General features: G+C 51.5%; 29 protein-coding genes and 2 other genes. 16 read left to right on the top strand and 15 right to left on the bottom strand.

Annotated features, from left to right (window positions below; genetic code table 11):
• Positions 1-3: 3 nt before the first annotated feature.
• Genes rsdB through ccdA form a run of 5 tightly spaced genes read right to left on the bottom strand, consistent with a single transcriptional unit; the run spans position 4 to position 2,156 of the window.
• Positions 4-786 carry a resolvase gene (rsdB, locus tag PSLT031; protein NP_490521.1) on the bottom strand — a complete coding sequence of 261 codons (783 nt, stop codon included), beginning with the start codon at positions 784-786 and terminating at the stop codon, positions 4-6.
• 34 nt (positions 787-820) lie between these two features.
• The gene (locus PSLT030) at positions 821-1,342 is read right to left on the bottom strand and encodes a putative cytoplasmic protein (protein NP_490520.1); all 522 of its coding nucleotides are present in this window, start codon (positions 1,340-1,342) and stop codon (positions 821-823) included.
• On the bottom strand, positions 1,339-1,629 hold the full coding sequence (locus tag PSLT029; RefSeq protein ID NP_490519.1) for a putative cytoplasmic protein: 291 nt from the start codon (positions 1,627-1,629) through the stop codon (positions 1,339-1,341). The genes PSLT030 and PSLT029 overlap by 4 nt, the downstream gene beginning before the upstream one ends.
• A gap of 1 nt (position 1,630) precedes the next feature.
• Positions 1,631-1,936: a toxin addiction system: toxin gene (gene ccdB, locus PSLT028; protein ID NP_490518.1), complete on the bottom strand. Its 306-nt coding sequence runs from the start codon at positions 1,934-1,936 to the stop codon at positions 1,631-1,633.
• 1 nt (position 1,937) lies between these two features.
• On the bottom strand, positions 1,938-2,156 hold the full coding sequence (gene ccdA / locus PSLT027) for a toxin addiction system: antidote (RefSeq protein NP_490517.1): 219 nt from the start codon (positions 2,154-2,156) through the stop codon (positions 1,938-1,940).
• A 675-nt stretch (positions 2,157-2,831) separates the two neighbouring features.
• Between ccdA and PSLT026 the strand changes: the two genes are divergently transcribed.
• Both PSLT026 and PSLT025 read left to right on the top strand, forming a co-directional pair.
• Positions 2,832-3,353: a putative periplasmic protein gene (locus tag PSLT026; RefSeq protein ID NP_490516.1), complete on the top strand. Its 522-nt coding sequence runs from the start codon at positions 2,832-2,834 to the stop codon at positions 3,351-3,353.
• A gap of 483 nt (positions 3,354-3,836) precedes the next feature.
• Positions 3,837-4,133 carry a putative cytoplasmic protein gene (locus tag PSLT025; RefSeq protein NP_490515.1) on the top strand — a complete coding sequence of 99 codons (297 nt, stop codon included), beginning with the start codon at positions 3,837-3,839 and terminating at the stop codon, positions 4,131-4,133.
• A gap of 441 nt (positions 4,134-4,574) precedes the next feature.
• Here the strand turns inward: PSLT025 and PSLT024 are convergent, their stop codons facing one another.
• A complete protein-coding gene (locus PSLT024) occupies positions 4,575-4,883 on the bottom strand; it encodes a hypothetical protein (protein ID NP_490514.1) in 309 nt (102 codons plus the stop codon).
• Here PSLT024 and repA2 (PSLT023) point away from each other — a divergent pair.
• The gene (gene repA2, locus PSLT023; RefSeq protein NP_490513.1) at positions 4,627-5,616 is read left to right on the top strand and encodes a DNA replication; all 990 of its coding nucleotides are present in this window, start codon (positions 4,627-4,629) and stop codon (positions 5,614-5,616) included. The genes PSLT024 and repA2 (PSLT023) overlap by 257 nt on opposite strands.
• Before the next feature lie 255 nt (positions 5,617-5,871).
• Positions 5,872-6,178, top strand: an annotated gene (gene repA2, locus PSLT022).
• Here repA2 (PSLT022) and PSLT021 read toward each other — a convergent pair.
• Positions 5,875-6,331, bottom strand: an annotated gene (locus PSLT021). The two genes, repA2 (PSLT022) and PSLT021, sit on opposite strands and share 304 nt — an antisense overlap.
• Positions 6,332-6,487: 156 nt before the next feature.
• Positions 6,488-6,691: a hypothetical protein gene (locus PSLT020; RefSeq protein NP_490512.1), complete on the bottom strand. Its 204-nt coding sequence runs from the start codon at positions 6,689-6,691 to the stop codon at positions 6,488-6,490.
• A gap of 896 nt (positions 6,692-7,587) precedes the next feature.
• Between PSLT020 and pefB the strand changes: the two genes are divergently transcribed.
• The 12 genes from pefB to srgC all read left to right on the top strand — a co-directional run bounded on the left by pefB (position 7,588) and on the right by srgC (position 18,285).
• The gene (pefB, locus tag PSLT019; RefSeq protein ID NP_490511.1) at positions 7,588-7,890 is read left to right on the top strand and encodes a plasmid-encoded fimbriae;regulation; all 303 of its coding nucleotides are present in this window, start codon (positions 7,588-7,590) and stop codon (positions 7,888-7,890) included.
• Between the two features lie 274 nt (positions 7,891-8,164).
• Complete coding sequence (pefA, locus tag PSLT018) at positions 8,165-8,683, top strand: plasmid-encoded fimbriae; major fimbrial subunit (protein ID NP_490510.1); 519 nt, start codon at positions 8,165-8,167, stop codon at positions 8,681-8,683.
• A gap of 227 nt (positions 8,684-8,910) precedes the next feature.
• Positions 8,911-11,319, top strand: a complete 2,409-nt coding sequence (gene pefC / locus PSLT017; protein NP_490509.1) for a plasmid-encoded fimbriae; usher protein — start codon at positions 8,911-8,913, stop codon at positions 11,317-11,319.
• The gene (pefD, locus tag PSLT016) at positions 11,312-12,004 is read left to right on the top strand and encodes a plasmid-encoded fimbriae;chaperone (protein ID NP_490508.1); all 693 of its coding nucleotides are present in this window, start codon (positions 11,312-11,314) and stop codon (positions 12,002-12,004) included. The genes pefC and pefD overlap by 8 nt, the downstream gene beginning before the upstream one ends.
• Positions 12,005-12,018: 14 nt before the next feature.
• Complete coding sequence (gene orf5, locus PSLT015) at positions 12,019-12,576, top strand: putative outer membrane protein (protein ID NP_490507.1); 558 nt, start codon at positions 12,019-12,021, stop codon at positions 12,574-12,576.
• Positions 12,577-12,828: 252 nt separating this feature from the next.
• On the top strand, positions 12,829-13,704 hold the full coding sequence (gene orf6 / locus PSLT014) for a putative outer membrane protein (protein NP_490506.1): 876 nt from the start codon (positions 12,829-12,831) through the stop codon (positions 13,702-13,704).
• Between the two features lie 431 nt (positions 13,705-14,135).
• The gene (gene pefI / locus PSLT013; protein ID NP_490505.1) at positions 14,136-14,348 is read left to right on the top strand and encodes a plasmid-encoded fimbriae; regulatory; all 213 of its coding nucleotides are present in this window, start codon (positions 14,136-14,138) and stop codon (positions 14,346-14,348) included.
• The gene (gene orf7, locus PSLT012; protein ID NP_490504.1) at positions 14,333-14,683 is read left to right on the top strand and encodes a putative bacterial regulatory proteins, luxR family; all 351 of its coding nucleotides are present in this window, start codon (positions 14,333-14,335) and stop codon (positions 14,681-14,683) included. Before pefI ends, orf7 begins: the two co-directional genes overlap by 16 nt.
• 244 nt (positions 14,684-14,927) lie before the next feature.
• Positions 14,928-15,581 (top strand): sdiA-regulated gene; putative thiol-disulfide isomerase or thioredoxin, encoded by a 654-nt coding sequence (gene srgA, locus PSLT011; RefSeq protein NP_490503.1) that lies wholly within the window; start codon positions 14,928-14,930, stop codon positions 15,579-15,581.
• 132 nt (positions 15,582-15,713) lie between these two features.
• Entirely contained in the window at positions 15,714-16,613 is a 900-nt protein-coding gene (srgB, locus tag PSLT010) for a sdiA-regulated gene; putative outer membrane protein (protein NP_490502.1), read from the top strand.
• Positions 16,614-16,702: 89 nt separating this feature from the next.
• The gene (gene rcK / locus PSLT009; protein NP_490501.1) at positions 16,703-17,260 is read left to right on the top strand and encodes a resistance to complement killing; all 558 of its coding nucleotides are present in this window, start codon (positions 16,703-16,705) and stop codon (positions 17,258-17,260) included.
• 266 nt (positions 17,261-17,526) lie between these two features.
• A complete protein-coding gene (gene srgC, locus PSLT008) occupies positions 17,527-18,285 on the top strand; it encodes a sdiA-regulated gene;putative bacterial regulatory helix-turn-helix proteins, araC family (protein NP_490500.1) in 759 nt (252 codons plus the stop codon).
• A gap of 96 nt (positions 18,286-18,381) precedes the next feature.
• Here the strand turns inward: srgC and PSLT007 are convergent, their stop codons facing one another.
• The 7 genes from PSLT007 to PSLT001 all read right to left on the bottom strand — a co-directional run bounded on the left by PSLT007 (position 18,382) and on the right by PSLT001 (position 22,158).
• The gene (locus PSLT007; RefSeq protein NP_490499.1) at positions 18,382-18,522 is read right to left on the bottom strand and encodes a putative outer membrane protein; all 141 of its coding nucleotides are present in this window, start codon (positions 18,520-18,522) and stop codon (positions 18,382-18,384) included.
• A gap of 940 nt (positions 18,523-19,462) precedes the next feature.
• Positions 19,463-20,344 (bottom strand): DNA replication, encoded by an 882-nt coding sequence (gene repA / locus PSLT006; protein NP_490498.3) that lies wholly within the window; start codon positions 20,342-20,344, stop codon positions 19,463-19,465.
• Positions 20,325-20,402: a replication of plasmid gene (gene tap / locus PSLT005; protein NP_490497.1), complete on the bottom strand. Its 78-nt coding sequence runs from the start codon at positions 20,400-20,402 to the stop codon at positions 20,325-20,327. The genes repA and tap overlap by 20 nt, the downstream gene beginning before the upstream one ends.
• Before the next feature lie 4 nt (positions 20,403-20,406).
• Positions 20,407-20,529: a DNA replication gene (gene repA3, locus PSLT004; protein NP_490496.1), complete on the bottom strand. Its 123-nt coding sequence runs from the start codon at positions 20,527-20,529 to the stop codon at positions 20,407-20,409.
• Positions 20,530-20,651: 122 nt separating this feature from the next.
• A complete protein-coding gene (gene repC, locus PSLT003) occupies positions 20,652-20,918 on the bottom strand; it encodes a DNA replication (protein NP_490495.1) in 267 nt (88 codons plus the stop codon).
• A 178-nt stretch (positions 20,919-21,096) separates the two neighbouring features.
• Positions 21,097-21,540: a putative phospholipase D gene (locus PSLT002; protein NP_490494.1), complete on the bottom strand. Its 444-nt coding sequence runs from the start codon at positions 21,538-21,540 to the stop codon at positions 21,097-21,099.
• Positions 21,541-21,873: 333 nt separating this feature from the next.
• Complete coding sequence (locus tag PSLT001; protein NP_490493.1) at positions 21,874-22,158, bottom strand: putative cytoplasmic protein; 285 nt, start codon at positions 22,156-22,158, stop codon at positions 21,874-21,876.
• Between the last annotated feature and the right edge of the window lie 93 nt (positions 22,159-22,251).

The raw sequence follows: 22,251 nt of genomic DNA, 5'->3' as shown, positions 1-22,251 counted from the left end.
TCTCTATGAACCTCCTTTGAGCATAGCCACTGCATCAGCACCCGGCATCTGAAACTGCACCCGGTGTCGTGCGGCAACATCAAGCGCAAACACTTTCGTGTACACTTCCGTCGAGCTCACCGATTTGTGTCCCATCAGCGCCTGCAGCACCTTCAGCGGTATGCCGGCGTACAGCATGTGCATCGCATAGGAGTGGCGGAATGTATGGGGTGTCACCGGGACTGAGAACGTCACGTCGTCAGCCGCTGCGGCCTCAACCGCCTCCCCAATCCAGGTACGGACCGTCCGGTCGGTGATCTCCCAGAGGCGCGCCTTTTCCGTTCTGCCGGTACGTCTGTTACGACGCTCCAGCGGGATTTTCAGCGTGGCCACCATCATCTGCAGTTCGCTGACATACTGGTTATCAGAAAGCGGCACCAGGCGGTGGGGCTGGCTGCCGGACGGCATCCGTCCTGCCGTTCTGGCCGCCTTTTCCGCCCGCTGTTTCAGAGTGGCCAGCTGCACAAACGGATAAGGTGGTGCCAGCGAAAAGTCTCCCCGTGTCAGGGCCAGCGCCTCGTTAATCCGTGCGCCGGTATTCCATAGAGTGGCCAGCAGCATCCTGCGATGCAGATCAGGGACGTAGTGGAGCAGGGCACTTACCTCCGGTGCCAGCAGATATTTCGGGTAGTCGTCATGCTGCATTGCCATCTGGCGCAGTGCGAGGGCCGCCGGGTAATCAATGGCCACCGGCAGCAGGGCGGACGCTGCCTGCGTACAGACAGCAGGTAACGGTGGCTGACTCATGTCCTCTCTCCGTTAAGTGAAATATTCCGGGACATCATGTTTTTTCCCCGGAGTCATCTCTGGTTTCAGTCTGAACCCTGTATAAAGGATACCAGTCGCCGCTGTGACGGTTCTGCCGTTCGGCCACCGGTGTCATGGCCGCAATCGTGGCACGTGAGTAACCCGCTTTCAGCAGCGCCGTACGGGTCAGCAATTGTTTTCCCGGATCGGTCGCGGGCGTGGCGAGCCGTAGCGGATAGAGTGCGCGCAGCCGTTCCGCTTCTGAAGCGTGATACAGTGGCCAGCCCTGACGACGTCCGACATAGGCCGCGCAGGCGCGAAGTTCGTTACGAAACCAGGTGTCGGCCGGAAACCAGCTCGCCGGATGCAAATCCGCAGGTATATCCCGGGAGCCGGCGTACACCGTCGTGAACCGCTCTTCCGGCGTCAGCAGGGACACGGATTTTCCGAAAAAGACCTGTGCAAACTGTTCTGTCGTCTCCCTGACCGGCAGGGCATCCGATGCCGGACTGAGACCGGTGGATTCAGTATCCGGACAGATGCGTGACCGTGTCATGAGGTGGTGTTCTCCCTGTCAGTACGCAGTCGCCAGACCGTCCCGCCGAACTCCGTTCCCCCGAGGGTCTGTGTCCAGGTTTCCTCGCAGACCAGCCACTTCTGTACCACCGCAAAATCCACATGACAGAGTGGGGTATCCCCGCGTTCACCGGGGGTTTCCAGCACAAGCCCGTCCGGAACGATCGGAGAGGGCGTACCCGCCAGTCTGGCGGAGCGGCGCCAGAAACTCCGCACACAGCCGCCCTGACGTAGACTACTGAGCAGCACCTGTTCGCTGACACGCATATCAGATCCCCCGGAACATCAGGTTAATGGCGTTTTTGATATCGTTCTCCCGGAGGCTGAGATCGGCCACCTCTTCCCCGATGACGGTGGCCGGCACACTGGTCATATCCGTGGTCAGCAGGCGGTAAGGCTCATCCCCGATATGCATCACCGGGTAAAGATCGCGGGGAACCTTTTCCGACAGCAGACGGGCGCTGACCAGCGGGACAGCCATCCGCCGTCCGGGGGTGTCAATGATGTCGCTCTGCACGTCCACAAACAGCCGGTAGCGACTCTCCCTTTTACAGGTGTAAACCTTAAACTGCATATCACCAGTTCCTGTTGTCGTCAGCAAACGATCCGTTAGCCTCTATAAAGCTGGCCACCTCAGCCATACCTTCCCGATTTTCTTCCTGCCAGCGTTCGGCTCGCAGACGGCGGGCTTCGTTCTGCATGGTCGTACTGACCAGACCGGAGATATTCACGTCGTATGCCTTGAGCAGCTGATAGCTGTCGCTGTCCACTGTCACTGTAATTCGCTGCTTCATGATTCACCTCTTTTTTACATACTTCAGGTATGCAATTAAGTATACATTCCGATGAAGCAAAAATCTGCCACGCATTGTGAATACTGTTAACCAGCTTATAGTGACTGAGTTAACTGTTCGCCGCCATTATCTACATATCTCTTATATGTATTTTCTCGTGCATTTTACTGATGCATGTTTTCAATCCTTAAAACGCATACTGTTATCACGCTATTAGTAAATCACTCATCTTTTTCATAATGAAACTTTAACCACATGCAATTACAATCCAACTTATAAAAACGTAACGGAATTACAGGACGGCTATTTTCAGGTGATCCGATTTTTTGTCTATTCACGACTTTCCGGAAGTGTACCACGGTCAGGGAATAAGCAAAGCGGTCTTTTCTGCCCTGCGCGCCGGGTCACAGGGAAGGGGTATAACACAACATCTGGTAGCAACAGCAGATGACTGAGCCGCTACATCTTGTGTTACCGGGTCGCGGCGCACCGGTGAGGATAAAGAAGATCCGGGACTACCTTTTTTCGGATCTCAGGTGAAAGGGGAAGACACAAAATAGGCAAATCACATAATCATTAACAAATCAATACACAAAATTAAAATTAGCACTTTTTGCAAAAACTGATAGCACAAATTGCTAAAGTGGGTTATATTTCATCCGTCGTCCACATCACGTGGCCATTCCACCTACTTGTAAGGAGATTTTCATGAACACAGCATTACTTGCTCCATTTATCTCAATTGCATTATCTGGAGTGGGCGTTTATACCCACTATTACTTTAAGAAATATCAGGCTTCCATGGATCAGTGCCAAAAGGTCCACAAAATGATGGTAGATACACTGCTCGGTACCAAAAGACTGTTCAGCCGGAGCGCCCCCGCGCAGGCGCTTAAATCAGAACTGAGAATCATGCAGCAGCAACTCTCTCAGGAGGCTCAAAAACTGGATAAAATGACGATACGCCTTCCGTTAAAGCGTCTGCAACGGGAACAACGTCATATTTTGAGGCATGCTGACTGGTTATTACATTATCTCGATTCGCATCTGGCAGATAATGAAGGGAAATTTTTTCTGTTCCTGCATGACTTGGCGATGGATAGCGATGATAAAGTCCTGGATTTCCTGACGTCATTACATGACACAAAGAGATTCAGAAATCGCCGTCTGCAAACTGGATCAACTACCTGTCCCTGAGAGGGGACAGGTAAACGTAAATATATAACCGGTATTAAAAGAGTTATTTGGACATCACATATGGCATACGTCTGGCCTCTTCTAATTCATACAGTTCACGTACCTGAGCCATTTTCTCTGCTGTAGGCTCAGGTTAATTTTCAAAAGATGCCTCAAAACGTTTTCCAACTGACTGCAGGGAAACGCTGTCTGTTCTGGCGGTCTTAAGATTGGTATAAACAAGGCACGCAAGAGGCTTGGTTAATTCCTTCTATTCCATAAATTGCCTGAAAATCCAGAAATAAATATTAACCCGTTCTAACCCTGCACTTTGCGTACCCGACTGGAAAATAAGTGGTTCAGCTGGCATGTTTGTCATATTCATAACGAGCAATCCTGGTTCAGGTTCCCACGGTTGTTCGCGAATATTGAAATAAAACTCGTTCAGTTCCCGTTAGGAGGAATTAAACTGTAACTGCTGATCCACAATGATGGTTCCGGCAGATGGATGCTGAATTTCAGAAACAGGGGCTCACCGACCTAACAGAAACAGATCTGCAGGCCGTTGTAACTCCCGGGGAGACACTCCGGTTACTGCCGACACTGGCGCGGTTACTGCATGTTTTGCGAGAAAAACCAGAGGCCTTCTCCCTCTCAGCAGCTTCATACGAAGAAGATACTTCCTCAGCTTTGAAAACACTGCTGGTCCGTACAGGATTCACAATACACCAGATAAGAGAAATGCGACTTCACCTTATTCGCTGGCAATTAATAAGTCAGGAAGAGTATGACCGGGAATAAGCCCGCGAACCGGCAAGGAAGCGCAAAAAAACAGAAGTTAAAGGAAGCAGATACGCACTGGAGTCACAGCAAGTGATTATTGAAAAACTATACGAATTACCTTGTCGGTCAGCAGGTTATCCACATATACAGTCACTCGATCCAGTAATAAGATCCTTACAACGATCCCTGTTAGATCAAAAGAAGATCCCGACTCTTCTAAAGGCCGCGTCAGTACTGGGCCTGGAGGATGATCACCTAAACTGTAGCATGTTAATCATAAGCTGTAACTGGTAAACAATAAGCTGTATTATGCAAAGGATATACTGTAATGAGTTAGTAATATAAACTACAATGAGTATGTTCCCCTGAAACTTCTTCAGGGCTGTGTATAAGCTGAAGCAAGTTGTTTAGCACCTTTCAGGCTATAACATGAAAACAGTGGCTGCTTTTATTCTTAAACTATCCACCGATCGGAGGCGCTCTGGACAAGGACAATCTGGACATAAAAAAGTTGTTTGTAGAGGTGGATAAATCCTCCGGTGAAATCGTAAATCTCACTCCTAATGCCAGTAATACCGTGCAGCCTGTAGCTCTGATGCGGCTTGGAGTATTTGTTCCTACGCTTAAGTCACTGAAAAACCGTAAAAAGAACACGCTTTCGCGTACTGATGCGTCGGAAGAACTGACGCGTCTGTCTCTCGCCAGGGCCGAGGGGTTTGATAAAGTGGAGATCACTGGTCCCCGCCTGGATATGGATAATGACTTCAAGACCTGGGTAGGGGTGATTCATTCCTTTGCCCGGCATAAAGTTATTGGCGATAAAGTTGAGCTGTCGTTTGTCGAATTCGCCAAACTCTGTGGGATCCCCTCCAGTCAGTCATCCCGGAAGCTCCGGGAACGTATCAGTCCTTCACTTAAGCGTATCGCGGGTACTGTGATCTCGTTTTCCCGCACAACGGAGAAGCACACCAAAGAGTACATTACGCATCTGGTACAGTCGGCTTACTATGATACGGAAAAAGATATCGTTCAGCTGCAAGCCGATCCGCGCCTCTTTGAACTCTACCAGTTTGACCGGAAAGTGCTGCTGCAGCTCAAGGCCATCAATGCCCTGAAGCGCCGGGAGTCCGCTCAGGCTCTTTATACCTTTATAGAGAGTCTGCCGCGGGATCCGGCGCCGATATCACTGGCGCGTCTACGGGCCCGTCTGAACCTGAAATCCCCTGTGTTCTCGCAGAACCAGACGGTGAGGCGTGCCATGGAGCAGCTCCGGGAGATTGGCTATCTGGATTACACTGAGATCCAGCGTGGGCGTACAAAACTCTTCTGTATTCACTACCGCCGGCCCAAGTTAAAGCCACCTCATGATGAGAGTGCGGAGAACCCGCAACTGCCAGCCACACCGGGTGACGTCAGTCCGGAGATGGCTGAAAAACTTGCACTTCTTGATAAACTGGGCATCACACTTGATGACCTGGAGAAACTCTTCAAATCCCGCTGAACATAATCTGTAGTGAGTTATCCATTACTGTTTACTTATTACAGCTTATATTACTGCCTCTGGTGAGTGTTCTGCTCACTACAGCTTATATAAGCAGTGATGAGAGCAGCCCATACCGGAAGCATATCCCTGATCCACAAACTTTTCAGAATGGCATTCCTGTTACTGCCGGAGCCCTGTGAACCCGTCGTTTTCCCTCCATATATCGTAATATGCTCACTACAGCTTATATAAGCTGTGGTGAGTGACGTTGTCATGTCAGGGCGGGAGTGTTCGGAGGATCTGCGCGGCATCATGCCTGTCACCAGTGAACGGCACGGCCAGTGTGGCCGCCATGTCCAGCGCAAGCACTCTGATATACACATCCATTGAGCGCGGCTCCTTGTGACCGGCCAGTGCCTGAATCACTTTCCGGGGCCGGCTGTGATAGAGCATGTGCATGATATAGCTGTGCCGGAAGGTATACAGCGTCTCCGGAATTGAGAAATGTCCCCATCAGCTTCGGCCCGCCTGACTGCCTGCTTTAGTCAGTTATGCATGGTTTCATCGGTGGCGGTCCACAAGGGTTCGCGCCAGTGGAACGGGTGGTGATCATCCAGCCTTCCATCTGCCTGACATAGCTTATATCTGTTAGCGGGACCAGACGGACCTCATCTTTTGGCAGGTGCCCGCGTCGTGCCTGTATTTTTTCAGACAGCGCCCGGGTGATCGGCAACAACGAAACGCGTTCTGGTGAAATTTGCAGGGGAAGGAAATGATGTTGTTTATCGGCTATTTTTCACGTAGCGTACGCACTGGTTATGGATACAGTTAGTCTGGCCTTAATTGCCCGGCGCAGCCCGCATATACAACTTGTTCTTAAACTCCGGTATCACTTCATCACTTGGATGTTTTTTACATCTATCTTTATACCATCCCAGCCTCGATCCACTTCTCCTTTAATATGAATCTTATCCGCAGGCGAGGCTGTTTGCCCCATCCAGTATTTGTTATCGATGTCCACATAAACAGTACCGCTGCTGTCACGGAATTCATAAAGCTCGTGACCGACTTGCCTGATAATGTTGCCTTCCAGTACCACCCACGCATCATCCCACTGTTTTTTAGCCTGTGAAACCGATGTCTGGGTGGGGGCCGGGCCTGTAAATCCTCCCTGAACATACCTGCTCTACGGAAGAAATAATGTCCGTTTGCCGGGCAAGCAAACTGAAAGAAAGAGTGGTAATGATAAGAGTGATTAAAGTTTTTTCCATTTCTGTTTTCCCTGAAAAAAATTCCTGGAAAACTTAATGAACAAATCTTAACTAAATCTTAAGCGAAAGTAAGCGACAGGATATTTGCTCCTTTTTCCTGATTGCATCCGGTTTTGCTAGTATGGATAACCTTTATCCAGTGAGCGCTTTCATGGGGAGGCTCTTAACCCCGGAGAGCATAAACATTACAGAGCAATACACGAGATCTGGTCATTACTTCTCTGTTTTGGCGTGAAGGTCGCCGTGATTTTTTCATCTTCTTACGGAGTGTCCTGCCCAAAGCCTCTGAAGGCAAAGATACACTCGGATAATCTCACAGCCCGAAGCATTACATAATAATTTCACGGATGTTAAGAACTTATTTTTATTATGTTTTTTCTGGTGCTTATTTGTCTGTTTTTTATATTTTTGAAAGTTTATATTTATTTTTTCTTTTTTGATATATGTCTTTTCATGTACAAAAAGATTTGCATTGCAGATATTTTGATTTTTTGTGCTATAGCGATCTTTTATTCTGCATTATGTATGATAAATAGACGTTTAACCTGTTTTCTTGTGATTTTGTGGTGAAACATTCTGATTTATTTTGTTTGCATGGTAGAAAAGATCGCAAAAATGATCTTTTTCAAAACAAACATCTGTATATAATTCCCGGCATAAAGTTTGTTTCCTTTGGAAATTTTCTGTCACAACACCAGATTGAGCCGGAGATAATCCAATGATGCTGAACAGAAAAGATGCTGATTATTATTTGGGCAAAGAAATCATGCTGGCCAGAATAAGAAGAGGGGCGCTGATACCTGCAAAAGTAAATGAGGAACATTTCTGGTTACTCATCGGTATATCATCCATTCACAGTGAGAAGATTATTCAGGCACTCAGGGACTACCTTGTTTTTGGTGTGTCCAGAAAGGATGTCTGTGAACGCTATGAAGTGAACAACGGGTATTTCAGTACCAGCCTGAACCGCCTGTCACGCATCAGTCAGGCCGCTGCGCAGATGGTTGTTTATTATTCATAAGTCTGTGTTGTTCACGGACTGAGGGGCAGCTTCCGCCTGGCATTAAAAACAGATAACAGACACTGAATTTAATTCGGATGCGTATTTGCGCGCCTGTTTTACAGGGTGGTTATTAAATATATCGGATGGTAACTCAGGATTTTTACGATGTCACGTCATAGCTGACTTTATTTCTGCCCTGTCCGGGAAGGAATAACGCCAGCCATGCTGGAAAATGTGAATGTGTATTTTCATTTTGTGAAAGACAAAAAATTAAATTCAAGAGGTTATATACATGAAAAAGAGCATTATTGCTTCCATTATTGCACTGGGTGTTCTGGGCGGGACTGCACACGCTGCCAATGAAGTAACTTTCCTGGGTTCAGTAAGCGCAACAACCTGTGACCTGACCACTTCTGTCAACGGCGCCGCTCAGCCGAACCAGGTTGTTCAGCTGGGTACCGTTCAGGCTAACCAGCCGGGTAATTTTGTTGACTTCGCCATGAAACCGGTTGACCCGAATGCACAGGGTTGTGCAAATCTGGCTCAGAAAACGGCCACTGTTTCCTGGGCTTCTGCTGCCCTGGATGGCGAAGGCTTTGGGGCAACCAGCGGTACAGCTACTGATGCCAAAGTACTGGTTGAAAGCGTGAACTCCAAAAACCCGGGGGCTGTAAACGCTAACGCCAGCACGGTTGACTTTGAAGGTGCCAAGCTGACCACCGACGGCCTGCAGTTCAAAGCCAAGCTGAAAGGTGGTGCGACCGAAGGTGACTTCAAGTCTGTGGCATCTTTCGCAGTGGCTTACAAATAATCCCCCGTAAGCAGAACCTTACATATTTTATTTAAATGACGCGGCGCACCGCCGTGCGCCGCATTTAATTACCTTGTTCGTTATTTTTATATCGCTGATTGCAGGCCGGGACAGCACCTGTATATTCATCCCGCCATCCTGCATTCCGTTATTACCTGTTTAACAGGAAATTGTATTTTCCGTGCAATTTCCTCCGGAGAGGGACTGCCTGAGTCAGGGGGGTTGTTGTGTCATTTCATCACCGGGTATTTAAACTGTCGGCGCTGAGTCTCGCCTTATTTTCTCACCTATCTTTTGCCAGCACTGACTCAGAGCTGAACCTGGATTTCCTGCAGGGAATGAGCGCCATTCCCTCCGTATTAAAATCCGGCTCGGATTTTCCGGCCGGACAGTATTATGTCGACGTCATTGTTAACCAGGAAAACGTGGGTAAAGCCCGTTTGTCCATTACGCCACAGGAAGAATCAGCAAATGCCCTGTGCCTGTCGCCGGAGTGGCTGAAAGCTGCCGGGGTTCCTGTCCGCCTGGAGGGATATGCCTCCACGCTGAATGCTGCCGGGCAGTGCTATGTCCTCAGCCGCAACCCCTATACCAGGGTGGACTTCAGCTATGGCTCCCAGAGCTTGGTGTTCAGTATTCCCCAGTCGTTCCTGGTCGGTAAAACGGACCCCAGCCGCTGGGACTACGGCGTGCCGGCGGCACGCCTGAAGTACTCCGCCAACGCCTCGCAGACGTCCGGGCAAAGCACCAGTGCCTATGCAAATGCCGACCTGATGGTCAACCTCGGACGCTGGGTGCTGGCCAGTAACATGAGCGCATCCCGGTACGCTGACGGCTCCGGTGAGTTCACCGCCCGGGATATCACGCTGTCCACCGCCATCAGCCAAGTGCAGGGGGACCTGCTGCTCGGTAAATCCCAGACCCGCAGCGCCCTGTTCTCTGATTTCGGCTTTTACGGGGCGGCACTGCGCTCCAACAGTAACATGCTGCCGTGGGAGGCCCGCGGGTATGCCCCGCTTATCACCGGGGTGGCGAACTCCACCTCCCGCGTCACCATCAGCCAGAACGGGTACGCCGTGTACTCAAAAGTGGTGCCGCCCGGTCCGTACCAGCTGGATGATGTCCGCTCCGTGGGGAACGGTGACCTGGTGGTGACCGTGGAGGATGCGTCCGGCCACAAAACCACCACCGTCTATCCGGTCACCACCCTGCCGACGCTGCTGCGTCCCGGGGAGGTTGAATACAATGTGGCGGTCGGTCGCAAGTCCAGTAACTATAAGCTGAAAAAACCGTTCGCTGACGGTGAAAACGGCATGTTCTGGATGGGAAGCGTGGGGTACGGCTTTGATTCCACCACGCTGAATGCCGCTTCTATCCTGCACGGTAAATACCAGGCCGGCGGGGTGAGCGTGACGCAGGCCCTGGGCGGCTTCGGCGCCGTGTCCGCCGGGATGAACCTGTCACAGGCGAAATACGACAACGGAGACAACAAACGCGGGCACAGCGTCAGCGCCAAGTATGCCAAAAGCTTCTCTGACAGCTCGGACCTGCAGTTGCTGGCCTACCGTTACCAGAGTAAGGGGTATGTGGAGTTCGCAGACTTCTACAGTACAGACCGGTATACCCGCTACAACACAAAATCACGCTATGAGATGCGCTTCTCGCAACGCTTGGGGAACAGTAACCTGAATCTGGCCGGCTGGCAGGAGGACTACTGGTGGATGAAAGGAAAGGCCATCGGAGGCGATGTTTCCCTCAGTACCACCATTCTGGACGGTGTGTCGGTCTTCCTGAACGGCAGCTACAGTAAACGCCCGTACCTGGACAAACCGGACTACAGCACGTCGCTCTCCTTTAGCATTCCGTTCACCCTGGGTGGGGTTCGCCATTACAGCAGTACCGGACTGAGCTACAGCAGCAGCGGCAGGATGGGGATGAACAGCGGGGTGTCGGCAAGTCCGACGGACCGCCTGAGCTACGGCCTGAACACCAACCTGAGTGATAAGGGCGACCGCAGCCTGAGCGGCAACCTCTCGTATGGCTTTGATGCCATCCAGACCAACATGATGCTGTCGCAGGGACGTGATAACACCACCGTGTCAGGCAGCGTGAGCGGCACAATTCTGGGCACGGCAGACAGCGGCCTGATGATGACGAAGGAAACCGGTAACACGCTGGGCGTGGCGCGCATTCCGGGGGTGAAGGGCGTGAGGATTAACGGCTCAGCCCCCACCAACAGCAAGGGATACACCGTGGTGAACCTGTCGGATTACTCCCTGAACCGGGTCAGCGTGGACATGGAAAACGTGCCGGATGACCTGGAGCTGCAGACCACCTCCTTTAACGTGGTGCCGACGGAAAAAGCTGTCGTGTACCGGGAGTTTGGCGCCGAGCATGTGCTGCGCTACATCCTGCGGGTGAAGGAGCGTGACGGACGGATATTGAACGGGGGCAGCGCGCAGACGGAGCAGGGACTGGATGCCGGGTTCATTGCCGGTAACGGCGTCCTGCTGATGAATATGCTGAGCGCGCCGTCACGGGTCAGCGTCGAGCGGGGGGACGGCAGTGTCTGCCATTTTTCAGTGAAAGGTATTGTGCCTAATACCGGCAAAGTTCAGGAGGTTTATTGTGAATAAGATGATGAAGTGGGGACTGGTGTCCCTGCTGTCCCTGGCCGTCAGCGGGCAGGCCATGGCAGCCTTTGTGCTGAACGGCACGCGTTTTATCTATGAGGAAGGGAGAAAGAACACCTCATTTGAGGTGACCAACCAGGCGGATGAGACCTTTGGCGGCCAGGTGTGGATAGACAACACCACCCAGGGCAGCAGTACGGTGTATATGGTACCGGCGCCGCCGTTCTTTAAGGTCAGGCCCAAGGAAAAGCAGATTATCCGCATCATGAAGACGGACAGCACGCTGCCGTCAGACCGTGAGTCGCTGTTCTGGCTGAACGTTCAGGAGATTCCGCCGAAGCCAAAGGCGTCGGAAGGGAATGTCCTGGCGGTGGCCGTGAACACGAAGGTGAAGCTGATTTACCGGCCGAAAGCGCTTGTTGAGGGACGCCGTAATGCCGAGAAAAACCTGCAGATTGCGCACCGCGGCGGTGAGGCTTACCTGAAGAACCCGACGCCGTACTACTTTGCGGTCACCGGGGTGAAACTGAACGGGCAGCCGGTCAGGCTGAACGACAGGGTGATGAATGAGATTGCGCAGCTGGCGCCGAAGAGTGAGGTGGCGCTGGGGAAACTGTCGCTGAACGGAACGGTGACGGTGCAGGCTGTTAACGACTGGGGCGGCACCCAGGACTACACGCTGAAGTGAGCCGGGAGAGCAGGATGATGAGACGAAGTGAAATCAGGTGGATGAAACGTCATGTGTGTGCAGGAGCGCTGGTTACTGGGCTGCTGTTCCCTTTGGCGACAGAAGCGGCTTCGAAGGAAAATATAACCATTCCATTCACGTTAACCAACCCGCAACAGACCTGCAAACTGACCTTTGATAACGGCGGTAATACGATGAACTATCAACTGGGAGTAATGAATAAAGGAGTCCGGATGCAACACAGACCGTTTACCGTGAAAGTGGATTGTGGGCAGAGTACTGTGGTGAAGACAGCACTGACAGCAAGAAACACCACTGGAACCCTGCAGGGGGGCGGTGACAGCAGCGTAGTCATTATGCGGATGAACGGTCAGCCGTCAAATAATGGCCCGCTGTTCTGGCTGGAAAATGGTAGTAAGCGGGTGAAACTGACTGGGAAGGACGATGATGCTTTCTGCATATCCCCCTCCCCGAACAACTGTGAGCTCCGCCCTGTGACTGATATTCCGGCAAATTCACCGGAGGGGAATATTGATGTGACGGTGGTTTTTGATGTGGTTTACCCACAGTAAAAACGGCTGGGCTACTGTTTGATGAAGAGAACCCCGTTTATGCAATACCACGGTCAACAGAAAATCATCGTACCCCAATCTGAAACCAGAGGAACTATGGGGGATATGCTGCCGGAATCAACTGAATGCCGAGTGGCTAAGACTGACACCGGCTCTGTAAATGATTATGTAGGTTAACTCACTATGGGTCTGACTAAACATCGGACGAAAGAACTATGTAGTGAATAACAACGTAAAAATATGGGCTATAAAATGTTAAAATTACTAATTGCTTCAGTCATCATCATGGGGGGAACGGTCATCACTTACCCTGCTCATGCAAAAACCACAACTGTATCCACATATAGTCAAGGAATCTACCAATACCAAATGCAGGCAAGTAACTTTATGATTAAGTCAGACCAAGCAGCCCTTTCTATGGTAACAATGACTTCATTCAGTCAGTGCAACGTACAAATTATATCGCGTACCTGTAATGGAACAGCTATGGTTATAGCACCCGATGGAACACGATATCCCGCAGAAGTTGAGTGCAAGGTTGCAGATAAGGGTTTCGGCGTAATGTTTCGGGCCCCGGGCCTGGTTCAGAATGGCATTGTTGCGGGTGAAGGGTATATACTCCCCGCTGGCTATACGTTGATGTTTAGTCTCAGCCGAACAGGAGAAGTCCGTACGACTAGAACCCTATATGATGAATGTGAGGCCAGTTCGCTGGGATCGTGGCTTCACCAATATCACTTACCATCACCGAGCGTCACACTCACTTCTTCATCTGGAGCACGTTATACCCTCGGTAATGGTGTAATGTCGACAAGCTTTCCTGCAGGAGGTACGACAAAAAGTATTACCGTTGAGCATCCAGATTCGATAAACAGCAAGGCTGGGGTAAATGGTGCGTTCGAGCAAGTGATACTAAAGGCTAGTGGGACTCCTGGTGCTTCTATTCGTGTAACACAGTCGATAACTCCCAGCGAAGTGGCCAGAAATGCACAATTGTTAAAAACTACTGGAGGTCAGTGCACGACAATGCGTGCTGGAGATGAATGTAAACTTGTTCTTGCGCCAGGAACAATACGACCAGGACATACAAGTTCGGGCACAGTGTTAATAAGTGTGCAACTGCAATAAAGCGTAATCTTCACGCCACATAAGCAAGGCAGGCGATATAGCCATAATTGACAGGTGACAAAAAATATCCATGCGTGGTGTACTGAGGCCAAAGCATCTGCGTTATACCCGGCGCTAATAACATTACATTTTCCTCAACGTATCTATAGGCGACCAAGAGGAATTTCGTAAATAACTATGAGGTAACAGTTGTGTCTCGACTCTAATGGGGTGAGAACAAAAAGTAACACGAATTACCAGACGTAAATTAGTTAACGATGTACAAAATACGTGGTTTAGTTAGCTCAGATGCAACGATAAATTAAGCAACAAACAGACTGGTACATATTTATATCATATGTCTCTTAAGGCTGAGAGGGTGGCTTAGAATCCTTGTGTTATGAATATTAATGAGACTGTTTTTATTTACATAAAAAGAGCAATTCCGGTTTATGAGTGAATCCATTGTTACAAAAATTATTTCCATCGTCCAGGAACGTCAGAACATGGATGACGGCGCGCCAGTTAAAACCCGCGATATTGCCGATGCTGCCGGACTCAGTATCTACCAGGTCCGCTTGTATCTTGAGCAACTCCACGATGTCGGGGTGCTTGAGAAAGTGAATGCCGGAAAGGGAGTTCCCGGATTATGGCGTCTGCTCTGACCGCTTTCCCGGAAGACGGGGATTTCAGCCGGATATGGTACGACCGGCTTTGTATCGAATTTAACAGCGACGGCGGACTGAGTCCGGCTGAGCTGCGGGTTATCCGGCTGCTGCTGCGGGGCTATAACAGCGGGCAGATTGCTGCCCTCTGTTTTCGCAGCGTCAAAACCATTTCTGCCCAGAAAGGCCAGGCTTTCAGGCGCCTCGGCGTCCGGAATGATGCAACCCTGTTGCCGACCCTGATGCTTCTGGGGATGGTGACACTGTACACCGACCTGAACCGGGTTCATTCACTGGAAGAAGCCGGCCTGGAATGCGGACCGGAGGCCGGATAAGTATCACTGAAAGTTATTTTATGATGTTCATGAAATTTATTTATTACGCCTGTCTGGCCGTAGTTATATTAATGGCAATGGTCTTTTGTGTGTCAGTATTTTTTATTCTGGAAAACGCATAACCGGAATATTCCGGCTGCCGCCTTAATGACCATACCTGATGAATTAATATTTACTGCTGCTGTCAGGCGGTGCCGTTAAGCGGCCTTTCGTTCTGTATATCTGTTATCCATGGAGTGTTTCCGTGACGATGAATTATGCCCGGGATCTGTTTTCCCTGAAGGGAATATTATTTTCTTTTTTGTTAGCTGGCTGCGTCTGTCCTGTGGTTGCGCAGGAGTGGGAGTCCATAACTCCCCCGGTGGTTGATGCCCCCGCTGTGGTGGAGTTCTTTTCCTTTTACTGCCCGCCCTGCTATGCGTTCTCACAGACAATGGGCGTGGACCAGGCCATCCGGCACGTACTGCCGCAAGGTAGCCGGATGGTCAAATACCATGTCAGCCTGCTGGGCCCCCTCGGCCATGAGCTGACACGGGCCTGGGCGCTGGCCATGGTGATGAAGGAAACTGACGTGATCGAGAAGGCCTTCTTCACGGCCGGCATGGTGGAGAAACGCCTGCATTCCCCGGACGATGTCCGCCGGGTGTTTATGTCTGCCACCGGTATCAGTCGTGGGGAGTATGACAGAAGTATAAAAAGTCCCGCCGTGAATGACATGGTGGCATTACAGGAACGGCTGTTTAAGGAATATGGCGTGAGGGGGACGCCTTCCGTGTATGTCCGTGGCCGTTACCATATCAACAATGCCGCCTTCGGTGCATTCTCCGTCGAAAACTTCAGGAGCCGTTATGCTGCGGTGGTCCGGAAACTGCTGGCCGGTAACCCTGATGCAGACTGATGATAAAGGCACCATACAGGCCGGAGATATCCTCCCGCTCCGTGCACTGATTCTCCTGCTGCTGACCAGCGTCTTTATCTCCGGCTTTCTGACCGGCGTCCTGGTCGTGATCTGGCTTATCAGCCGTGGGACATGATGTGGAGTCCGGTCTCCCCTGTAACAGAAAACATAACCTTCACCACCACGATGTTCAGATATTTATGTAATCAGAAAGCAGCACTGCTGACCGCCATTCTCCTGATGGCGGCCGGCGTGCTCACCCTGTGTTTCCCGGAGTCCTGGTACCCGCAGGAAACAGAATGGCATCTCACGGCAGAAAAAGAAATTACCGGGATACACGGCGGCCTCTCCGGCCTGACATGGAACCCGGACAGCAGAACGCTGTTTGCCGTGACCGACCACCCCTCCTCGGTGGTGGAGCTGGACACGGAAGGGAACGTGCTGCGGGTGATACCGTCAGACGGCGACCACGATTTTGAGGCCATCGAATACCTCGGCGGGAACCGCTATGCCCTGTCCCGGGAGCGGGAGCGGACGCTCACCACCCACTGCATTGACAGCAGCACGACCGTCCTCCCGCCGGCAACATACAGCCTGACGCTGGATGTGAACAGGCACAGCGACAATGCCGGTTTTGAAGGCCTTGCCCGGGGACGGGGAGAGCATGCCCTGATGGTGGCGCAGGAGAAAAAACCGCTGCGGCTTTACGTGACGGACCGGAGCCCTGATGCGCTGTCGGTGAGTGACTCGCTGACACACCGGGCGTCCCTGCCATGGTTCCTGAAGGATATCTCCGGTCTGCATTATGACCGGAACAACGGGCTCCTGTATGTACTTTCCCATGAGTCTGCCGTGGTCGTGGTGTCGGGCCTGGACGGCGGGAGGAAAGTGATGTCGCTGCACCGGGGACTCTGCGGCCTGCGAAGCGATATCCCGCAGGCGGAGGGGATAACCTCAGATGACCGGGACACGCTGTGGATAGTCAGTGAACCGAATCTGTTTTACCGCTTCACCCGCACGGCAGCGTCCTGAGGATGAAGCGGCGTTACGGGTGTGCAGGAGCAGAAAGCACACCTTCTGTCATAACACAATGAACTTAACTGTGTTCAGGGAGTTTTATCATGAAAAAAATCGTTCTGTCCTCACTGCTGCTGTCCGCAGCCGGGCTGGCTGCCGTACCGGTGGCACAGGCTGACACCCATTCCGTGTCGGTGGGATATGCCCAGAGCCGGATAGAGCATTTTAAGGATATCCGTGGGGTGAACCTGAAATACCGCTATGAGGCTCAGACGCCGCTGGGACTGATGGCGTCGTTCAGTTGGCAGTCAGGTAAGCGCGGAGAGTCCGGTGGCATTCCTGGCGGAATGAGCTGGCGTGATGATGTGAAGGCGACGTACTGGTCGCTGATGGCGGGTCCGGCTGTCCGTGTGAACGAGCTGGTATCTCTGTATGCACTGGCCGGTGCCGGTACCGGCAGGGCTGAAGTGAAAGAGCGTATCAGCATGCCGGGATACAACGGGCGGTTCACGGGTTCGGAGCGCAGAACGGGGTTTGCCTGGGGAGCCGGCGTACAGTTTAATCCGGTGGAAAATGTGGTCATCGATCTGGGCTATGAGGGAAGTAAAGTTGGCGCAGCGAAACTGAACGGCGTTAACGTTGGTGTCGGTTACCGGTTCTGATAACGGAGAGCAGGAAAGGGAGCGGAGCCGCAGGCTTCCGCTCCCGGTCAGATATGATGAAAAACATAACATTCAGCGCATCTTTTTTCAGGGAATTATTCTGGTTTGTGGTGATGGCAGGAAGCTGGTTTGTGGTGTGGTACATGCCCGGGCTGCTGCAGCACTACTACTGACAACCACAGGCCCCGGCATCACCCGGCCGGGGCTTCAGGGGGGGAGAGCAGTACAAACACCGGCCCCGTCATGGGAGGGAATGGCAGGTAATAATGGAGCTGGATAAATATCTTCTTTTTTTCCTGGCAGGAGGATCAACCTTCAATCAGGGAAAGGCATTTTCATTTCGTTGCGCTCAGGACAGTATTGTCCTGACGAAAGTGCATCAGACAGAGATGCATTTTTACCGGTGGTACCATCATGTGGTGATAACAAGGGAAACGCTGTGCCGGTTTGCCCGGCAGCTGGATGTGGATGTTCTTAAATTTTATATCCCGAAAGACATCCCCCGGTACCTTGTGCAGCCTTGCCCAGAGGACTCTGTGTTCCGTCCGTTGATGGTGAGACTCTGTGCCGGAACGGATAACAGTTACGGAGAGACCGGACCAGAGAATCCGTTCCTGACGTTTGCACTGGTATCGGCCTTTTGTGAGCAGGATATTTTTTTCCCTTTCCTGAAGACATGCCTGAAACAAAGTATGGCAGACCAGGTGGCTACGGTGATAAACCGGAATGTGAGTGAAAACTGGACCATACACCGGGTTGCCGGCGAGCTGTATGTCAGTGTCAGCCTGTTAAAGAAAAAACTGAAAGAGGAGAATACATCCTACACACGTATTCTGCTGGAATGCAGGATGAAAAAAGCATCGGAGTTAATTGTTATGCAGGAGGGGGCGGTCAAGAAAGTGGCATATCAGTGCGGGTACAGTAGTGTGCCGTATTTTATCAGCCAGTTCAGGAAATATTACGGATACACGCCTTCAAGATGCAAGCCTGACGGAAATTTATTTTATAGTTTTATTGCAAAATAACAGTAAAACCGTCGTATAACATCCGGCTGCAATCCGGGGTTGTAACTTCTGGCATAAAGGCTCCAATCCTCAAGCCATGGAGACGCCGCTTCATCCTCAGGACGCTGCCGTGCGGGTGAAGCGGTAAAACAGATTCGGTTCACTGACTATCCACAGCGTGTCCCGGTCATCTGAGGTTATCCCCTCCGCCTGCGGGATATCGCTTCGCAGGCCGCAGAGTCCCCGGTGCAGCGACATCACCTTCCTCCCGCCGTCCAGGTCCGACACCACGACCACGGCAGACTCATGAGAATTGAGTTTGTAGTGCGTTCTGAGCAATTTTTTCTGCTTTGCTGGTACTTTCTGTTTAAAACGGTTCTGAGTGGCTCCTGTTACGTTCAGGGGATGGAGCAAAAGGAACGTATGACGTCACGGTAGCTAAAATTGTCAACTGCTGAATCGCGGGGTCCCGCGCCTTTGGCGTGGGTTCCGATTCAGTGGTTGACAACTGCATATAAAATACCCTGCTGGCGGGGTGATGGTTCACGTAGTGGGCCATCGCCCTGCAAAGCCAGACGGGACATAACGCCACTCAGTAATTTAGTTACATCATTCATTATTAAAAGCGACTCCATTCCGGCCCTTTGGGCCGGGGCGGCGGCGCTTTTCAGTGGTGGGAATGGGCTGGATATCAGGTTTTTGCTCCGGTTTCGTTGGTCAGGATTTTGGATGTTGTAACTATTTGCATGACCGGGGCCCGGCGCGTCGCGACGGGAGGTACTAATGTTGTTTCCGAACCGGCGCGGACGTGAGTCCGCTGCAAGGGCGGGCATTCTCTGGAACCTGTCCACAGGGCAGGTGATGAATAGGTTATTTATTTATAAGAGAGAAAGATTATGTATTTAAAAGAAGTACAGATCTGGGGTTTAAAGGAAACCACGCACTTTGAAATCAGGTCGCCTGGCGCTTTGTCAGTATATCGGTTGTAACTTTATGGAAAGGTCCCTTGCAGTTATCTGTGAGTAACTGAATATTGCGACCGGAAATGGCTCAGGCGGGAACATTTCTGGCCATTCTGGCAGCAGAATGAGAGATATTTTGGCAGGAAGAACGAGCGTTCCGCGCAGAAAACAGGCGGCACCCGGCGACAGACGTACAAAATCCTCCGACGTCAGCCGGATTTTCATAATCTGGTGGGTTATATGGGGACGGTGGCCATGGTCAGTCGCGTGTAGTTTTTGCCCCGCGACATCATCATGCGCTCTTTCACGCGCCGCTGCAGCTCCCGCTTCATGGCATCAAGCCCGCCGGTAAAGCGTCCGCTGGCGTATTCCCGCGTCAGCTGCTGTTTCACCAGTGTTTCGATGTCCTTACGGCTTCTGTCCGCGTCACGCCGCGCCCGGGCGCGTTTCAGTCCGTGCAGTTTACGTTCAGACTGGTAGCTGCGGAACCGTTCGCGCACAAATCGCCAGGCTTTCGCTATCAGTTCATCCATCTCCAGCGGCTCCAGATTCTGCTTTTTGCGCTGCTGATTTTCCCATTCGACACGACTGCGGCGGGCGGCCATAACAGCCACGTCAGAAACGTCGAGCGCGGAGAACAGTGCCGGCGTGAAGGTGATATCGGTCGGGATGTTGCAGCCAATCTGCGGATCGTACTCGGTCTGGTAGGTAATCAGCCCCAGCTCTGCCATAAACTTCAGCGCCCGTGTGGCGCGGGTGATGGACAGATTACCACTTTTTGACTCAGTGGCCAGACCGCACTCTATAGCCAGATTGGTGATGGATCTCTGTACACGGTTGGCCAGTGGATCATAATGGAAGCACAACCCCTGAAGCAGCGCATCGATGGCACGACGGCGCAGCAAAGGCGGCATCCGGTGACGCTTTCCCAGCGAACGAACGAACGCCACATGGACGGAAAAATCAAAACGGGACGTGAACCCTTCGGCTTTCGCCATCAGCTTACGACAGAACGGCAGGGTCTTTTTCCCTTCTCTCGGCGTGAATTCCGGATTCGGATTTTTGACCTGTCGGTAATGAGTGAACAGTGTTCGGGTGTCAGTCACTTCTGCCTGCACTTACAATGCACGGAAGGAGTAAATGCCACAGAAACAAGTATTGAAATTTTCTGAGCATAAAACTATACTCCCTGCATAGCCTGATTGGTGGCTATACAGTTTAAGTAGGCCCCGTTAATCTTTCGTTCCCGCCAAGAAATGAGAAGATTATCGGGGTTTTTGCTTTTCTGGTCCCGGGTAGACACCTCATCAGAACCAGTTCCCTGCCACCTTACGGCGTGGCCAGCCATCAAAATTCTTTAGACGATCAGCAATCTAACACTCACTGACGAGACGATCAAGAAAGTTACTCATTCACCTTCTTATCTCAGGCTCTTTTAGCCATTTCCCGTTCAATTAGTAGCTCAATCATTTGAGCCTGAGTAGTTCCAGTCTCTTCACAAAGCTGCTGCAAGCTTTCTTTATGTATGTTTTGTATGAAAACATTGAGCTCTTTATGCGTCGTCTTTTTTCGTGAAATAGATAATCTCTTCTTCTCAGCGGAAGATAAGGGATTACCCTTTCTGTAAATGCGTTTCGATGAGGAAGTTACTGCATTTTCAATCTGCGACATCTCTGCCTCCTCAAGGATCAAACCTGGATCGTTTGCAGAGAATACTACAGATTTCTAAAATCAGCGACTTACTTTATGAACGTAACCTGTGTTGGCGCACGGTTTACGTTTCAGGATCGTTTCCTGGGATGTCAGTACGTCTGTTTCCAGTCCGTTCCCTGCGCCCAGCGGGATGTCCAGTGGTTCAGGTAGCTGCGGGCTAGGACTGAGTCATCCCAGACGACAGCACGTTCTCCGAATTCGAACGGTCTGCTGCACGGGAATAATTAAACGATCCCACTTCGGTGTGGCGACCGTCGCTGACGATCACTTTGTCATGAAGAATTTTGTACACACTGACGGTACGAACCGGAATGCCGGCACTGGTCAGCAGGTTCATTGTCACCCTGCTGGCGTTATTGTTTTTCCCGGTATTGGCTTTCCAGTCCAGTCCCCCCCCCCTGACATCCACTCCCCGACGTTTTGCACTAATAAGAGCGCCAGCCACCTCCGGAGAGGTGAAGGAATACTCCATCAGCCGGATATTATGTTGCGCAGCCTCAATAGTCTTAAGAACCAGCTGCTTGCGCTGCCCTCCGGTGAAAAACCGGCCTGAACGGACGGTGCCGCAATAGCTGGCAGGGAGCCCAGCAGGGATAAACACGCAAGTGTGACCAACGTCAATCCATGACCTTTCCTGAGTCTCATTATGTACCTCATATAAACTTGATTAGAGTAGTGATTTTATTACTTCAGAAACGCCGGAATCGGGGGAAACTCGTTTTTCCCGGATTGCCGGGGCTGGACAACGACGCGAGCGGCGGAGGCGTCAGGATAAATTGTTATTGCCTTCCCTAGTGGTGGCACGATCATTACGCTCCATCCCGGCCAGAATCAGCACGGCCGCGTTTTCCAGAGTTTCCTGTCCCGCGCCGCCCGGTATCATTGTCACGTTCTTCTCCGTGGCCTCCTTAACCGGCATCATTATCATCACCGGCTAGCCCTGCAGCGCAAGCGTATGTGCCAGTCGGTTACTGCCATCCAGTATGCTTTTCGTGTTCACGTTTCCACCCCTGATTTTATGCCCTTTCAGGGCGGCGGCCGCCGCACTACTGATATCTTCACTGGTGAGCGCGCCTTCATAATGACTGGTGGCAAAAATACCGTTGTGATACGCAAGCCAGGCATCCGCCCTCGCTGATTTCCAGATTTCCAGCCCCTTCTGTGCGGCTTTCAGCGAGTTTTCCCACTGCTGTACAAATGTGGGCCAGTACTTAAACACATAGCGGACCTGCGGCCTAGCTTCACAGCCTGCAATCGGGGTAAGGCCGGTGCCACGCCGTACAGACGGTCTTTCTGTTTCATCCGTTCACTC

It is taken from the genome of Salmonella enterica subsp. enterica serovar Typhimurium str. LT2 (genome assembly GCF_000006945.2).
Classification (GTDB): Bacteria; Pseudomonadota; Gammaproteobacteria; order Enterobacterales; family Enterobacteriaceae; genus Salmonella; species Salmonella enterica.
This window is presented reverse-complemented; position numbering and strand designations above follow the sequence as displayed.

Excerpts from the sequence above, each read along its gene's own strand:
- rsdB (NP_490521.1), bottom strand. The coding sequence starts at position 786 with ATGAGTCAGCCACCGTTACCTGCTGTCTGTACGCAGGCAGCGTCCGCC.
- PSLT030 (NP_490520.1), bottom strand. The coding sequence starts at position 1,342 with ATGACACGGTCACGCATCTGTCCGGATACTGAATCCACCGGTCTCAGT.
- PSLT029 (NP_490519.1), bottom strand. The coding sequence starts at position 1,629 with ATGCGTGTCAGCGAACAGGTGCTGCTCAGTAGTCTACGTCAGGGCGGC.
- ccdB (NP_490518.1), bottom strand. The coding sequence starts at position 1,936 with ATGCAGTTTAAGGTTTACACCTGTAAAAGGGAGAGTCGCTACCGGCTG.
- ccdA (NP_490517.1), bottom strand. The coding sequence starts at position 2,156 with ATGAAGCAGCGAATTACAGTGACAGTGGACAGCGACAGCTATCAGCTG.
- PSLT025 (NP_490515.1), top strand. The coding sequence starts at position 3,837 with ATGGATGCTGAATTTCAGAAACAGGGGCTCACCGACCTAACAGAAACA.
- pefB (NP_490511.1), top strand. The coding sequence starts at position 7,588 with ATGATGCTGAACAGAAAAGATGCTGATTATTATTTGGGCAAAGAAATC.
- pefA (NP_490510.1), top strand. The coding sequence starts at position 8,165 with ATGAAAAAGAGCATTATTGCTTCCATTATTGCACTGGGTGTTCTGGGC.
- orf5 (NP_490507.1), top strand. The coding sequence starts at position 12,019 with ATGATGAGACGAAGTGAAATCAGGTGGATGAAACGTCATGTGTGTGCA.
- orf6 (NP_490506.1), top strand. The coding sequence starts at position 12,829 with ATGTTAAAATTACTAATTGCTTCAGTCATCATCATGGGGGGAACGGTC.
- pefI (NP_490505.1), top strand. The coding sequence starts at position 14,136 with ATGAGTGAATCCATTGTTACAAAAATTATTTCCATCGTCCAGGAACGT.
- orf7 (NP_490504.1), top strand. The coding sequence starts at position 14,333 with ATGGCGTCTGCTCTGACCGCTTTCCCGGAAGACGGGGATTTCAGCCGG.
- srgB (NP_490502.1), top strand. The coding sequence starts at position 15,714 with ATGATGTGGAGTCCGGTCTCCCCTGTAACAGAAAACATAACCTTCACC.
- rcK (NP_490501.1), top strand. The coding sequence starts at position 16,703 with ATGAAAAAAATCGTTCTGTCCTCACTGCTGCTGTCCGCAGCCGGGCTG.
- srgC (NP_490500.1), top strand. The coding sequence starts at position 17,527 with ATGGAGCTGGATAAATATCTTCTTTTTTTCCTGGCAGGAGGATCAACC.
- PSLT007 (NP_490499.1), bottom strand. The coding sequence starts at position 18,522 with ATGTCGCTGCACCGGGGACTCTGCGGCCTGCGAAGCGATATCCCGCAG.
- tap (NP_490497.1), bottom strand. The coding sequence starts at position 20,402 with ATGCTCAGAAAATTTCAATACTTGTTTCTGTGGCATTTACTCCTTCCG.